General features: G+C 72.5%; 15 protein-coding genes. 13 read left to right on the forward strand and 2 right to left on the reverse strand.

Annotated features, from left to right (window positions below; all coding sequences use genetic code 11):
* The first annotated feature begins 54 nt into the window (after positions 1 to 54).
* Genes AC1RNL_RS04585 through ruvC form a run of 7 tightly spaced genes read left to right on the forward strand, consistent with a single transcriptional unit; the run spans position 55 to position 5,079 of the window.
* Positions 55 to 573, forward strand: coding sequence for an HIT family protein (locus AC1RNL_RS04585; RefSeq protein ID WP_492934645.1), 519 nt, complete (start codon positions 55 to 57; stop codon positions 571 to 573).
* A 39-nt stretch (positions 574 to 612) separates the two neighbouring features.
* Entirely contained in the window at positions 613 to 1,503 is an 891-nt protein-coding gene (gene pdxS, locus AC1RNL_RS04590; RefSeq protein WP_225792729.1) for a pyridoxal 5'-phosphate synthase lyase subunit PdxS, read from the forward strand.
* Positions 1,497 to 2,099 carry a pyridoxal 5'-phosphate synthase glutaminase subunit PdxT gene (gene pdxT, locus AC1RNL_RS04595; RefSeq protein WP_225792747.1) on the forward strand — a complete coding sequence of 201 codons (603 nt, stop codon included), beginning with the start codon at positions 1,497 to 1,499 and terminating at the stop codon, positions 2,097 to 2,099. Before pdxS ends, pdxT begins: the two co-directional genes overlap by 7 nt.
* Positions 2,092 to 3,018 (forward strand): DMT family transporter, encoded by a 927-nt coding sequence (locus AC1RNL_RS04600; RefSeq protein ID WP_225792728.1) that lies wholly within the window; start codon positions 2,092 to 2,094, stop codon positions 3,016 to 3,018. Before pdxT ends, AC1RNL_RS04600 begins: the two co-directional genes overlap by 8 nt.
* Positions 3,019 to 3,026: 8 nt before the next feature.
* A complete protein-coding gene (locus AC1RNL_RS04605; protein WP_492934575.1) occupies positions 3,027 to 3,701 on the forward strand; it encodes a hypothetical protein in 675 nt (224 codons plus the stop codon).
* A 54-nt stretch (positions 3,702 to 3,755) separates the two neighbouring features.
* A complete protein-coding gene (locus tag AC1RNL_RS04610) occupies positions 3,756 to 4,517 on the forward strand; it encodes a YebC/PmpR family DNA-binding transcriptional regulator (RefSeq protein WP_128189155.1) in 762 nt (253 codons plus the stop codon).
* A gap of 4 nt (positions 4,518 to 4,521) precedes the next feature.
* Entirely contained in the window at positions 4,522 to 5,079 is a 558-nt protein-coding gene (gene ruvC, locus AC1RNL_RS04615; RefSeq protein WP_492934576.1) for a crossover junction endodeoxyribonuclease RuvC, read from the forward strand.
* Here the strand turns inward: ruvC and AC1RNL_RS04620 are convergent, their stop codons facing one another.
* The gene (locus AC1RNL_RS04620) at positions 5,080 to 5,259 is read right to left on the reverse strand and encodes a hypothetical protein (protein ID WP_246991166.1); all 180 of its coding nucleotides are present in this window, start codon (positions 5,257 to 5,259) and stop codon (positions 5,080 to 5,082) included.
* A 108-nt stretch (positions 5,260 to 5,367) separates the two neighbouring features.
* On the opposite strand from AC1RNL_RS04620, the gene ruvA reads away from it, so the two are divergent.
* The 6 genes from ruvA (at position 5,368) to AC1RNL_RS04650 (ending at position 12,296) form a co-directional block, all read left to right on the forward strand.
* Positions 5,368 to 5,964, forward strand: a complete 597-nt coding sequence (ruvA, locus tag AC1RNL_RS04625) for a Holliday junction branch migration protein RuvA (protein ID WP_492934577.1) — start codon at positions 5,368 to 5,370, stop codon at positions 5,962 to 5,964.
* Positions 5,961 to 6,974: a Holliday junction branch migration DNA helicase RuvB gene (ruvB, locus tag AC1RNL_RS04630; protein ID WP_310125058.1), complete on the forward strand. Its 1,014-nt coding sequence runs from the start codon at positions 5,961 to 5,963 to the stop codon at positions 6,972 to 6,974. Before ruvA ends, ruvB begins: the two co-directional genes overlap by 4 nt.
* A 63-nt stretch (positions 6,975 to 7,037) precedes the next feature.
* On the forward strand, positions 7,038 to 7,412 hold the full coding sequence (gene yajC, locus AC1RNL_RS04635) for a preprotein translocase subunit YajC (protein ID WP_128189160.1): 375 nt from the start codon (positions 7,038 to 7,040) through the stop codon (positions 7,410 to 7,412).
* A 3-nt stretch (positions 7,413 to 7,415) separates the two neighbouring features.
* Positions 7,416 to 9,077, forward strand: a complete 1,662-nt coding sequence (secD, locus tag AC1RNL_RS04640; RefSeq protein ID WP_492934578.1) for a protein translocase subunit SecD — start codon at positions 7,416 to 7,418, stop codon at positions 9,075 to 9,077.
* Positions 9,077 to 10,048 (forward strand): protein translocase subunit SecF, encoded by a 972-nt coding sequence (gene secF / locus AC1RNL_RS04645; protein WP_246991156.1) that lies wholly within the window; start codon positions 9,077 to 9,079, stop codon positions 10,046 to 10,048. The genes secD and secF overlap by 1 nt, the downstream gene beginning before the upstream one ends.
* A 19-nt stretch (positions 10,049 to 10,067) precedes the next feature.
* Positions 10,068 to 12,296: a RelA/SpoT family protein gene (locus AC1RNL_RS04650; protein WP_146356228.1), complete on the forward strand. Its 2,229-nt coding sequence runs from the start codon at positions 10,068 to 10,070 to the stop codon at positions 12,294 to 12,296.
* Between the two features lie 55 nt (positions 12,297 to 12,351).
* Here the strand turns inward: AC1RNL_RS04650 and AC1RNL_RS04655 are convergent, their stop codons facing one another.
* A complete protein-coding gene (locus tag AC1RNL_RS04655) occupies positions 12,352 to 13,878 on the reverse strand; it encodes a DUF349 domain-containing protein (protein ID WP_492934579.1) in 1,527 nt (508 codons plus the stop codon).
* Between the last annotated feature and the right edge of the window lie 40 nt (positions 13,879 to 13,918).

The raw sequence follows: 13,918 nt of genomic DNA on the forward strand, positions 1-13,918 counted from the left end.
GAGCCGCAGGAGCCGCCGCTCGTCGCGGAGCACTCGTGGGGCGCGCCGACGCAGATGTCGAGCGAGCTCCCCGGCGTGCCCGACCACTTCCAGCGGCTCTGGACGCCCTACCGGATGGTCTACATCCAGCAGGGGCAGATGCCCGAGGAGGACGCCTGCCCCTTCTGCCGCGCGCCCGCGCTGCAGGACGACGAGGGCCTCATCGTGCACCGCGGCGAGACCTGCTTCGTGCTGCTGAACCTCTTCCCGTACAACACCGGGCACCTGATGGTCTGCCCGTACCGGCACGTCGGCATGTACGACCAGGCGACGACCGACGAGGTCGCCGAGATGGCCGTCCTCACGCAGACGGCGATGCGCGTGCTGTCGCAGGTGACGCGCTGCCAGGGCTTCAACATCGGCATGAACCAGGGCCGCATCGCCGGCGCCGGCATCGCCGACCACCTCCACCAGCACATCGTGCCCCGATGGTCGCTGGACTCGAACTTCTTCCCGATCATCGCGAAGACGAAGGCGCTGCCCATCCTGCTGGAGGACATGCGCCAGGACATCCAGGCGGCCTGGCCGGCCTGATCGCCCGATCATCCCGGCACCGCACGAAAGGCACCGATCATGACCGAGACCACCACCGGCTCGGCCCGCGTCAAGCGCGGGCTCGCCGAGATGCTGAAGGGCGGCGTCATCATGGACGTCGTCACCCCCGAGCAGGCGCGCATCGCCGAGGACGCCGGCGCCGTCGCCGTCATGGCGCTCGAGCGCGTGCCGGCCGACATCCGCGCGCAGGGCGGCGTCGCCCGCATGTCCGACCCCGACCTGATCGACGCGATCAAGGCCGAGGTCTCGATCCCGGTGATGGCGAAGGCCCGCATCGGCCACTTCGTCGAGGCGCAGGTGCTCGAGGCGCTCGAGGTCGACTACATCGACGAGTCCGAGGTGCTGAGCCCGGCCGACTACGTCAACCACATCGACAAGTGGCCGTTCACGGTGCCGTTCGTCTGCGGCGCCACCAACCTGGGCGAGGCGCTCCGCCGCATCACCGAGGGCGCGGCCATGATCCGCTCGAAGGGCGAGGCCGGCACGGGCGACGTCTCCGAGGCGACGAAGCACATCCGCACCATCAACCAGGAGATCCGCCGGCTCACGTCGATGTCGAAGGACGAGCTCTTCGTCGCGGCGAAGGAGCTGCAGGCGCCGTACGAGCTGGTCGCCGAGGTCGCCGAGGCCGGCCGACTGCCCGTCGTGCTCTTCGTGGCCGGCGGCGTCGCGACGCCCGCCGACGCGGCGATGATGATGCAGCTCGGCGCCGACGGCGTCTTCGTGGGCTCGGGCATCTTCAAGTCCGGCAACCCCGAGGCGCGCGCCGCCGCCATCGTGCGCGCCACCGCCTCGTACGACGACGCGAAGGCGATCGCGGATGCGTCGCGGGGCCTCGGCGAGGCGATGGTCGGCATCAACGTGGCCGACCTGCCCGCGCCGCACCGCCTCGCCGAGCGCGGCTGGTGACCGCGCGCCGGCCCCGCGTCGGCGTCCTCGCGCTCCAGGGCGACGTGCGCGAGCACGTCGCGGTGCTCGAGGCGCTCGGCGCCGAGGTGGCGCTCGTGCGCACCCCGGCGCAGCTGGCGCAGGTCGCGGGGCTGGTGCTGCCGGGCGGCGAGTCGAGCGTGATCGACAAGCTGTCGCGGCTGTTCGAGGTGCGGGAGCCGATCATCGAGCGGATCGCGGGCGGCATGCCGGTGTACGGCACGTGCGCGGGCATGATCCTGCTCGCCGACCGCATCCTCGACGGGCTGCCGACCCAGCTGTCGTTCGGCGGCCTCGACGTCGACGTGCGCCGCAACGCCTTCGGCAGCCAGGTCGACTCCTTCGAGGCGGAGCTCGCGGTGCCCGCGCTCGGCGACGAGCCGGTGCGCGCGACCTTCATCCGCGCGCCCGCCGTCGAGCGCGTCGGCGCCGCCGCGACGGCGCTCGCCTCGGTCGACGGCCGCGTCGTCGCGGTCGAGCAGGGGCCGCTGCTCGCGACCGCCTTCCACCCGGAGGTCGGCGGCGAGCTGCGCTTCCACCGCCGGTTCCTCGACCGCGTGCGCGCCGCCGGTGCGTGAGCGCGTGCCCTGGCAGGCGCTCTGGATCTCGCTCGCCATCATCTGGGGCTCCTCCTTCCTGCTCATGAAGCTGGGGCTCGAGGCGCTGCACCCGATGCAGATCGCGACGCTCCGGATCGGCATCGCGGCGGCGACGCTCCTGCTGCTCGCAGCGGCGATGCGCACGCGGCTGCCGCGCGACGCGGGCACGTGGGGCCTCCTGGCCGTCTGCTCGCTCTTCCTCACCGCGATCCCGTTCACCGCGTTCGTGCTCGCCGAGACCCGCATCTCGTCGAGCCTCGCCGGCCTCGGCAACGCGATCACGCCCGTCGCGACGGTGCTGTTCGCGCTGCTGCTGCTGCCGAGCGACCGGCTCACGCCGCGCAAGCTCGCGGCGGTGCTGCTCGGCCTCGTGGGCGTCGTGCTCATCGCGCAGCCGTGGACGGCCGCGGCCGGCCCCGACCTCATCGGCTTCGCGATCGCGGTCGCGGGCGGCGCGTCGTACGGCGTCGGCTGGACGCTGAACCGGCGCCTCCTCGCCCACCGCGAAGTGCCGGGCATCGCGCATCCGACCGCGCTCATGGTGACGGGGCTCCCGATGGTGCTCGTCGCCCTGCTGATCTGGAGCGGGCTCGAGGGCTGGTCGCCCGTCGCCGCGCATTCGCCGGAGGCCCTGCCGCTCGCGCTGCTCGCGGTCGCGGCGCTCGGCGTCGTCGGCACCGGCATCGCCTACATCCTGCAGTTCGAGGTCGTGCGCGCCGTGGGGCCGACGGTCTCGGCGACCGTGACCTACCTCATCCCCGTCGTCGCGGTCGGCCTCGGCGTGCTCGTGCTGGGGGAGCGCCTCGGCGTGTGGGAGGTCGTGGGGGCCGCGGTCGTGATCGGCGCCGGCATCCTCGTCGGGCAGCGGCCCCGGGTGCGCGCCGTCGCTGCTGGTTGAATCGGGGCGTGCAGCTCTACTCCAGCCGTCCCGTCGCCGCGGCCTGGCAGGTCGTCGCCGACCTCGCCGCGATCGCGACGATCGCCGTCAGCGTCTGGATCGCCCTGCAGGTGCGCGACGCGATCGCCTCGCTCGGCGGCTTCGGGCGCCAGATCGAGGATGCCGGCACCGGCTTCTCCACGACGCTCTCCGACGCCGGGGATGCGCTCGCGCAGGTGCCGCTGATCGGCGACGGCGTCGCGCAGCCGTTCCGCGACGCATCCGGGTCGGCCGACGACCTCGCTGCCGCCGGCACCGCGCTCACGAGCACGATCGAGCTGCTCGCCGTGACCGTCGGCACGGCGCTGTGGCTGCTGCCGACCCTGCTCGTGCTGCTCGTGTGGCTGCTGCCGCGGCTGCGCTTCGCCACCCGGGCCCGCGCGAGCGCCGCCCTCGCCCGCACCCGCGAGGGGCGCGACCTGCTGGCGCTGCGCGCCGTCGCGACCCAGCCGACGCGGCGGCTGCTCGCGACCGTCGCCGATCCGGTCGCCGCGATCCGCACGGGCGACGAGCCGGGCCTGCGCGCGCTCGCCGCGCTCGAGCTGCGGAGCGCCGGGGTGCGCGTCGCGATGGCGGGACCGGGACCCGGGACGGGCCCCGGCGCTGGCGTCGCAGCGGCGACCCGAAAGGGTCGCCGCCCATAGCTCCAGCGCGCGCGTAGGATGGGGCGTCCCCCTTCACGCGACCAGGAGAGCAGCATGTCCGGACACTCCAAGTGGGCCACGACGAAGCACAAGAAGGCCGTCATCGACGCCCGGCGCGCGAAGTCGTTCGCGAAGCTCATCAAGAACATCGAGGTCGCCGCGAAGATCGGCGGTGCCGACCTCTCGGGCAACCCGACGCTCGTCGACGCCGTGCAGAAGGCGAAGAAGACGAGCGTCCCCAACGACAACATCGACCGCGCGATCAAGCGCGGCGCGGGGCTCACCGGCGAGTCGATCGACTACACGACGATCATGTACGAGGGCTACGCCGGCGGCGGCGTGGCGCTCATGATCGAGTGCCTCACCGACAACAGGAACCGCGCCGCCGCCGAGGTGCGCGTCGCGATGACCCGCAACGGCGGCACGATGGCCGACCCTGGCTCGGTCGCCTACAACTTCAGCCGCAAGGGCGTCGTGTCGATCACGAAGGCCGACGGCGTCACCGAGGACGCGATCCTCGAGGCCGTGCTCGACGCCGGCGCCGAGGAGGTCGTCGACCAGGGCGGCGGCTTCGAGGTCGTCTCGGAGGCCGGCGACCTCGTCGCGGTGCGCTCGGCGCTCCAGGACGCGGGCATCGACTACGACTCGGCCGAGGCGGAGTTCGTGCCGAACCTCAAGGTCGAGGTCGACGTCGAGACGGCGCGCAAGGTGCTGCGCCTCATCGACGCGCTCGACGACCTCGACGACGTGCAGAACGTCTACGCCAACCTCGACCTCTCCGACGAGGTGCAGGCGCAGCTCGACGAGGACGAGTAGTCCCGTGCCGGCGTCGGTGCGCGTGCTCGGCGTCGACCCCGGGCTGACGCGGTGCGGCGTCGGCGTCGTCGACATCGAGCGGCGCACGCCCACCCTCGTGCACGTGGAGGTGCTGCGCTCCGACGCCGACGAGGCGATCGAGCTGCGGCTGCTGCGCATCGCGCGCGGCGTCGAGGCGGCGATCGACGCCCACCGCCCCGATGCGATCGCGCTCGAGCGCGTGTTCGCGCAGGCGAACCTGCGGAGCGTCATGGGCGTCGCGCAGATCTCGGGCATCGTGCTGCGCGCCGCCGCCGAGCGGGAGCTGCCGGTGGCGCTGCTGACGCCGAGCGAGGTCAAGGCGGCCGTCACCGGCTACGGCGCGGCCGACAAGCGGCAGGTGGGGGAGATGGTGCGTCGCCTGCTGCGGCTCGAGGCCGCGCCGAAGCCGGCGGACGCCGCCGACGCGCTCGCGATCGCGATCGCCGAGGGCTGGCGCACGCGCGCCCCCCGCGCGGAGCACTCGACGCCCGCGCAGCGCGCCTGGGCGGCGGCGGAGTCGGCAGCGCGCGCCCGGCGCTGATCAGCCCTTGTGCAGCCCGCGGCGGCCGATCTCGACCGCGCCCAGCGTCGACAGGATGAACATCGCGAGGCCCGCGGTGAACACGATGCCCTCGATGCCGTCGGCCGTGATCGCGTAGCTCATCACGACGAACGAGCCCACGAGCAGCAGCATGAGGATCAGGAACTGGACGTAGCGCATGGGATCTCCGTGTCGAGCGATCGGCGGGCCCGCTCAGGCTACCAGCGCGCACTCGCTCGACCGGCGCGCCAGGCGGCCGGCGTCGTGGGCCCGGCCTAGGCTCAGGGGGTGATCTCCAGGCTCGACGGCACCGTGCTCGCCGCGCGCGGGCAGCGCCTCGTCGTCGGCGTCGGCGGCGTCGGCCTCGCCGTCGCGGTGACCCCCCAGACCTCGCTGACCGCCCGCGCCGGGAGCGCGGTCGCGCTGCACACGCACCTCATCGTCCGCGAGGACGAGCTCTCGCTCTACGGCTTCGAGACCGAGGCCGAGCTCGACGCGTTCGAGCTGCTCATCGGCGTGACGGGCGTGGGCCCGAAGTCGGCGCTCGGCGTCCTCGCGCACCTCACCCCCGATGCGCTCGCCCGCGCGGTCGACGCACAGGACGAGCGCGCGTTCAAGGCCGTGAGCGGCATCGGGCCGAAGACGGCCAAGCTCATCATCCTGCAGCTGAGCGGCAAGCTCGTGGCACCGGTGGCGACGCCCGCGGCGCCTGGGTCGGATGCGCGGGCCGACGTGCTCACGGCGCTCACGGGGCTCGGGTGGCCCGAGCGCACCGCCGCCGACGCCATCGAGCGGGCGGCCGTCGCGGCGCCCGAGGCGGCCGGCACGACCGGCGCGCTGCTGCGGGCTGCCCTCGCCATCCTCGGACCGGGCGCGCGCCCGTGAGCGACCCGCTGACCGACCCGGCCGCGACGCCGGACGAGATCGCCTTCGAGGGGGCGCTGCGCCCCACGAGCCTCGCCGAGTTCGTCGGCCAGCCCAAGGTGCGCGGCCAGCTCGAGGTGCTGCTGCAGGCGGCGCGGATGCAGGAGCGCACGCCCGACCACATCCTGCTGGCCGGGCCGCCCGGGCTCGGGAAGACCACCCTCGCGACGATCATCGGCGCCGAGACCGGCCGGCCCATCCGCTACTCCTCGGGCCCCGCCATCCAGCACGCCGGCGACCTCGCCGCGGTGCTGTCGGCGCTCGTGCCCGGCGAGGTGCTGTTCGTCGACGAGATCCACCGCATGGCGCGCTCCGCCGAGGAGATGCTGTACCTCGCGATGGAGGACTTCCGCATCGACATCATGGTCGGCAAGGGCGCGGGCGCCGCCTCGATCCCGCTCGAGCTCGCGCCGTTCACGCTCGTCGGCGCGACGACGCGCTCCGGCATGCTGCCCGCGCCGCTGCGCGACCGCTTCGGCTTCACGGCCCACCTCGAGTTCTACGACCCGGCCGACCTCGAGCGGGTGCTCGCGCGCTCCTCGCGGCTCATGGACCTCACGATCGAGCCCGCCGCGCTCGCCGAGCTCGCCGGTCGCTCGCGCGGCACGCCCCGCATCGCGAACCGGCTGCTGCGGCGCGTGCGCGACTGGCTGCTCGTGCACGAGGGGTCGAGCGACCTCGAGGGGGTGCGCGCGGCGCTCGAGCTGTACGACGTCGACGAGGCCGGGCTCGACCGCATCGACCGCGCCGTGCTGCACGCCATCGCCCACCGCTTCGCCGGCGGCCCGGTGGGGCTGTCGACGCTCGCGGCGGCCGTGGGGGAGGAGGCCGACACCATCGAGTCGGTCGTCGAGCCGTTCCTCGTGCGCGAGGGCCTCATCGGCCGCACGCCCCGCGGCAGGATCGCGACCCCGACGGGCATGCGGCACGCGGGCGCGCAGACGCAGGACGCGACGCTCGACGGGGTATGATGGGCCCTTGGTGCTGCGCGCAGCCGCGCAGGACGAACCACCCCTGAGAGGCCCCTTCCGACGATGCTGTTCCTGCAGACGACGACCACCGCCCAGCAAGGGTTCCCGATCGACCCGCTGACGCTCATCATGCTCGTCGTGCTCGCGGCGATGATCTTCTTCATGTTCCGCAGCAACAAGAAGCGCAAGGCCCAGGCCGAGGAGCTGCAGTCCCAGATGGTCCCCGGTGCCGAGGTGATGACGAACTTCGGCCTCTTCGGCGAGCTCACGGCGATCGACGAGGAGCGCAACGAGGCGCTCATCGAGATCGCGCCCGGCACCATCGTGCGCGTGCACCGCCAGACCCTCGCCCGCGTGGTCGACGACCACGCCGAGGTCGTCGAGGACCGCGGGATCGACGAGGCCGGCGACGCGGACGAGCCGCGCGACCGCGCCTGATCCGTGGCGAAGGCTCGATCGCGGGGCGCCCGCGCGCTCATCTGGCTGGTGGTGCTGATCGCCGGCCTCGTCGGCGTCAACTTCTCCGCCGTGCAGTGGGGCGGCGGCTCCTGGACCCCGCAGCTCGCGCTCGACCTCGAGGGCGGCACGCAGATCGTGCTCGCGCCCGTCGTCGCCGAGGGCGCGCAGGTCACCCAGGAGCAGCTCGACCAGGCGGTGGCGATCATCCGCCAGCGCGTCGACGCCTCCGGTGTCTCCGAGGCCGAGATCACCACGCAGGGCGGCCGCAACATCGTCGTCGCCATCCCCGGCGAGCCCGACGCGGCCACGATGCAGCGCATCCAGGCGAGCGCCAAGATGGAGTTCCGCCCGGTGCTGCAGTCCGCCGCCGCGAACGTGCCCGGCGAGACGCCCGCGCCGAGCGAGAGCACACCGCCCGCCGAGCCCGCCGCGACCCCCGAGAACGCGTGGGACCAGGCGTGGATCACGCCTGAGCTGCAGGCCGAGTTCGACGCCTTCCAGTGCGCCGACGTCGACACCACGACCGTCGCGCCCGCCGACCAGCCCTTCATCACGTGCTCGACCGACCAGACTGCGCGCTTCATCCTCGGCCCGGTCACGGTCGAGGGCTCCGACATCGCCGACGCGCAGGTCTCGGCCGCGACGAACTCGCAGGGCCAGGCCACGGGCGGCTGGGCCGTCAACCTCGAGCTCGACGGCGAGGGCCCGGCCGGCTTCGAGGCGACGACGCGCGCCATCACGGGCCTGCCCGAGCCGCAGAACCAGTTCGCGGTCGTGCTCGACTCGACCGTGCTCATGCCCATCTCGTCGAACGCCATCATCACCGACGGCAACGCGCAGATCACGGGCGGCTTCACGCAGGAGGCGGCGCAGGGCCTCGCCGACCAGCTGCGCTTCGGCGCGCTGCCGATCGGCTTCGAGGTGCAGTCGAACGAGACGATCTCGGCGACGCTCGGTGCCGACCAGCTGCGCGCGGGCCTCCTCGCCGGCCTCATCGGACTCATCCTCGTCGTCGTGTACTCGGTGTTCCAGTACCGCGCGCTCGGCCTCGTGGTCGTGCTGTCGCTCGGCATCGCCGCGGTCCTCACCTACCTCACGGTGACCTTCCTCTCGAGCACCGAGGGCTACCGGCTCTCGCTCGCCGGCGTCGCCGGCCTCGTGATCGCCATCGGCATCACCGCCGACTCGTTCATCGTCTACTTCGAGCGCATCCGCGACGAGCTGCGCGAGGGCAAGCACCTCACGAGCGCGCTCGAGACCGGCTGGAAGCGCGCCTTCCGCACGATCCTGGTCTCGGATGCGGTGAGCTTCCTCGCCGCCGTGATCCTGTTCCTGCTGTCGGTGGGCAACGTGCGCGGCTTCGCCTTCACGCTCGGCATCACGACGTTCATCGACATCGTCGTCGTCGCGCTCTTCACGCATCCGCTCCTGCGCCTGCTGTCGCGCACGAGCTTCTTCTCCTCCGGCCACCGCTGGAGCGGGCTCGACCCGCAGGCGCTCGGCGCCGTCTACCGCGGGCGCGCGAAGTTCCGCGAGCCGGTCGCGGCAGGCAGGGGAGCCCGGTCGGCGAAGGAGGCGCAGAAGCGCCAGACGATCGCCGAGCGCAAGTCGGCCATGGCCGCCTCGAACGGCAAGGAGGACTGATGGCCTCGCTCACCAGCGTCGGCAACGAGCTCTACACCGGGGAGCGCTCGCTGCCGGTCGTCGCCAAGCGCAAGCTGTGGCTGTCGATCGCGGTCGGCATCCTCATCGCGCTCGCGCTCGGCACCATCATCCGCGGCGGCTTCGTCTTCGGCATCGAGTTCACGGGCGGCAGCGAGTTCCGCGTCACCGGCATCTCGGAGGCGTCGGCCGACGGCGCGGCGGAGGCCGTCGAGGCGATCGCGCCCGAGGCCGAGGCGCGCGCCGTCACGCTCGGCTCCGACACCGTGCGCGTGCAGACCGACGCCGTGTCGGAGGAGCAGGCCGCCGAGATCCGCGCCGCGCTCGCCGACACCTACGGCGTCGACAGCGGCGAGGTCGCGTTCTCGTTCATCGGCCCGTCGTGGGGCGCCGACATCTCGCAGCAGGCGCTGCGGGCGCTCGTCGTCTTCCTCGTGCTCGTGTCGATCGTGCTCGCCGTCTACTTCCGCACCTGGAAGATGTCGGTCGCGGCGCTCGCGTCGCTCGCCTTCGACCTGCTGGTCACCGCCGGCGTCTACGGCATCATCGGCTTCGAGGTCACGCCCGCGGCCGTCATCGGCTTCCTGACGATCCTCGGCTACTCGCTCTACGACACGGTCGTCGTGTTCGACAAGGTGCGCGAGAACACCGCGCCGGGCACGAGCGGCGAGCTGCTCGACAACATCAACCTCGCGGTCAACCAGACGCTCGTGCGCTCGATCAACACCTCGATCGTGGCGACGCTGCCGATCGCGGCGGTGCTCTTCATCGGCGCCCTGCTGCTGGGCGCCGGCACGCTCCGCGACATCTCGCTCGCGCTCTTCATCGGCACGATCGTCGGCACCTGGTCGTCGATCTTCGTCGCGGCCCCCGTCTATGCTCAGCTCAGGCAGCACGACGCGATCGCCGAGGTCACGGAGAAGCCGCGGAACGAGCGCGGGGCGGTCGTCTGAGCCGACGGGGAGGAGCGAGATGAGCGACGCCCAGCAGACCTCGGGCGGCTTCCGCACGCTGCTGCCCTTCCTCTTCTCGCGCTCCCACCGCGCGGGCGCCGTCGACGAGCTGATCCGCACGGTCAAGTCGCAGCACCCGAAGGGCGACACCGGGCTCATCCAGCGCGCCTACATCGTCGCCGAGGAGGCGCACCGCGGCCAGTACCGCAAGTCGGGCGAGCCGTACATCACGCACCCCGTCGCCGTCGCGCAGATCCTCGCCGACCTCGGCATCGGAGCCATCACCGTCGCCGCCGCGCTGCTCCACGACACCGTCGAGGACACCACCTACACGCTCGAGCAGTGCCGCGCCGACTTCGGCGACGAGATCGCGATGCTCGTCGACGGGGTGACGAAGCTCGACAAGCTGAAGTACGGCGAGTCGGCGCAGGCCGAGACGGTGCGCAAGATGGTCGTCGCGATGTCGAAGGACATCCGCGTGCTCGTCATCAAGCTCGCCGACCGGCTCCACAACGCGCGCACGTGGGGCTTCGTCTCGGACGAGTCGGCGCAGCGCAAGGCCCGCGAGACGATCGAGATCTACGCGCCGCTCGCGCACCGGCTCGGCATCCAGACGATGAAGGTCGAGCTCGAGGACCTCTCGTTCGCGGTGCTGCAGCCGAAGGTCTACCTCGAGATCAAGAACCTCGTCGAGGCGCGCGCGCCCGAGCGGGAGCGGTACCTCGAGGAGGTCGTGTCCGGCCTCAGCGAGGACATGAAGTCGCAGAGGATCCGCGGCCGAATCGCGGGGCGCCCGAAGCAGTACTACTCGATCTACAACAAGATGCGGGTGCGCGGCCACGACTTCGCCGACATCTACGACCTCGTGGGCGTGCGCGTGATCGTGCAGTCGGTGCGCGACTGCTACGCGGTGCTCGGCGCGATCCACGCGCGCTGGCAGCCGATGCCGGGCCGCCTCAAGGACTACATCGCGACGCCGAAGTTCAACCTCTACCAGTCGCTGCACACGACCGTCATCGGCCCGCGCGGCCACCACGTCGAGATCCAGATCCGCACCGAGGAGATGCACCGCCGCGCCGAGTACGGCGTCGCGGCGCACTGGAAGTACAAGCAGGGCGGCGGCGCGATGTCGTCGACCGACATGGCGTGGCTCGCGCACATCAACGACTGGCAGGAGGAGACCACCGACCCCGGCGAGTTCCTCGACTCCTTGCGGTTCGAGATCGGCGCGAAGGAGCTCTACGTCTTCACGCCCAAGGGCAAGGTGATCGGCCTGCCCGCCGGCGCGACCCCCGTCGACTTCGCCTACGCGGTGCACACCGAGGTCGGCCACCGCACCATGGGCGCGAAGGTCAACGGCCGCCTCGTCCCGCTCGACACGAAGCTCGCGACCGGCGACATCGTCGAGGTGCTCACGTCGAAGAACCCGGATGCGGGGCCGAGCCAGGACTGGCAGGGCTTCGTCACGTCGCCCCGGGCGCGCAGCAAGATCCGCCAGTGGTTCCAGCGCGAGCGCCGCGACGAGGCCGTCGAGGTCGGCAAGGAGGCGATCGCGAAGGCCATGCGCCGGCACGACCTGCCGCTGCAGAAGCTCATGGGCCGCGATGCGTTCGCGCAGGTGGCGGCGCAGCTGAAGTACGACGACGTGACGGCCCTGTACGCCGCCGTGGGCGAGGGGCACGTCTCGACGCAGTCGGTGCTCGAGAAGGTCGTGTCGGCGATCCGCGTCGACGAGGCCGCGGACGACGACGCGCACGTGACGGTCCTCCCGAGCAAGGCGCCGAGGCCCGCGTCGAGCGCCTCCGGCGTGCTCGTGCGGGGCGCCGACGACATCCTCGTGAAGCTGTCGAAGTGCTGCACGCCCGTGCCGGGCGACGAGATCGTCGGCTTCGTCACGCGCGGCCAGGGCGTGAGCGTGCACCAGCGCAGCTGCCCGAACGTGCAGGGCCTGCTCGCCGAGCCCGAGCGCATGATCGAGGTCGAGTGGGCGGCGACGTCGAAGGGGCTGTTCCTCGTGAACATCCAGGTCGAGGCGCTCGACCGCTCGGGGCTGCTGAGCGACATCACCCGCGTGCTGACCGAGCACCACGTCAACATCCTCTCGGCGAGCGTGCACACCGGCACCGACCGGCTCGCGATCAGCCGCTTCGCGTTCGAGATGGGCGACGTGACGCACCTCGACCACGTGCTGAACGCGGTGCGCCGCATCGACGGCGTCTACGACGTCTACCGCATCACGACGGGCTGACGGACGACGAGGGGGCCGGCGCCATCGGCGCCGGCCCCCTGCTCGCTCTGCTGCGTCAGCCTGCGGCTGCGACGACCTCGAGCCACGAGCGCTTCGTCTGCAGCTCGGCCTCGAGCTCTGCCTTGCGGCGCGCATCCGTCGTGTCCGCGATCTCGGCCTCGAGCTTCTCGATGGCCTCCTCGAGCTGGCCGGCGAGACCCTCGGAGCGCGCCTTGCGCTCGGGGTTCGACGCCTTCCAGTGCTGCTCGTCGAGCTCGCGCACGTGCGTCTCGATCTTGCGCATGCGGTCCTCGACCTCGCGCAGCGCCTCGCGGGGCACGCGGCCGATCTCGTCCCAGCGGCGCTGCACGCCGAGCAGCGCCTCGCGCGCCTTGGCGCGGTCGGTGATCTCGAGGATCGGCGTCGCCTCCTCGAGCAGCGCGCGCTTGGCGGCCAGGTTCTCGGCGTACTCCTCGTTGTCGACCGCGGCCTGCTCGGCCTTCGCGGCGAACAGCACGTCGCCGGCCTCCTTGAACTGGGCCCACAGCGCGTCGTCGATCTTGCGGCCGGCGCGGCCGGCTGCCTTCCACTGGTCGAGCAGCGCGCGGTAGGCGGGGATGCCGTCGACGCCCTTCGGCGCGAGCGCCTGGGCCTGCTCGACGAGCGCCTGCTTGCGCGCGCGGACGTCCTTGTGGGATGCGTCGAGGTCGGCGAAGAAGCGGCGGCGGGCGGTCTCGAGGGTCGAGCGCGCATCGCGGAAGCGCTTCCAGAGCGCGTCGGCCTGGCCCTTCGACAGCCGCGGGCCGTCCTTCTGCAGGCGCTGCCAGTCGGCGAAGAGCACGTCGACCTGCTGCATCGTCTGCTTCCACTGCACGTTCTCGAGGTCGCCGCTCGCGAGCTGCTCGATCGCCTCGACGACGCGCGTGCGCTCGGCGATGGCCTCGTCGACCTCAGCCTTGCTCGCGGCCTGCTGCTTCGCCTCGAGCTCGCCGAGCTCGCCGCGGAGCGCGTCGAGGCGGCTGAGCAGCGACGGGATGTCGCCGACCGCGGGCGCCTCGAGCACGGTCGCGTGGAGGTGCGAGGCGGCCTTCGCCACGTCGCGGGCGCTCGCGCCGCCGCGGATGCGCTGCTCGAGCAGGCGGACCTGGCCCTCGAGGTCGGCGAACTTGCGCTCGAAGTAGCCGAGCGCCTCCTCGGCCGTGACGTCCGGGAACTGGCCGACGACGCGCCATCCGTCGCCGTCCTTGACCGCGACCGTGCCGGCGGCGTCGACCCGGCCGAGCTCGCGCTCGATGACCGGCTCGCCCATGACGGGCGCGGCGGGCTCCTCGGCGGCAGCCTCCTGCTCGGCGGGAACCTGCTCCTCAGCGGGAGCCTGCTCGTCGGAGGCAGGCGCCTCCTGCTCGGTGGCCGCAGCCTCCTCGGGCGCCTCCTGCTCGACGGGCGCCTCCTCCTCGGCAGCGGGAGTCTCCGGCTGGGCGGGAGCCTCCGGCTCGGCGGACTGCTCCACCTGCTCGGCGGGCGCCTCCTGCTCGGGGGCGTCCTGCGGCGCGGCAGGCTGCTCCGACGCGGCGGGGTCGATGGGCTGGGTGGGCTCGGGCATGACGGAGTCTCTCGTACGAGGGGACGGGCAGGTAGAGCGT

The organism is Agrococcus sp. GW821-FHT14H11 (genome assembly GCF_058803545.1).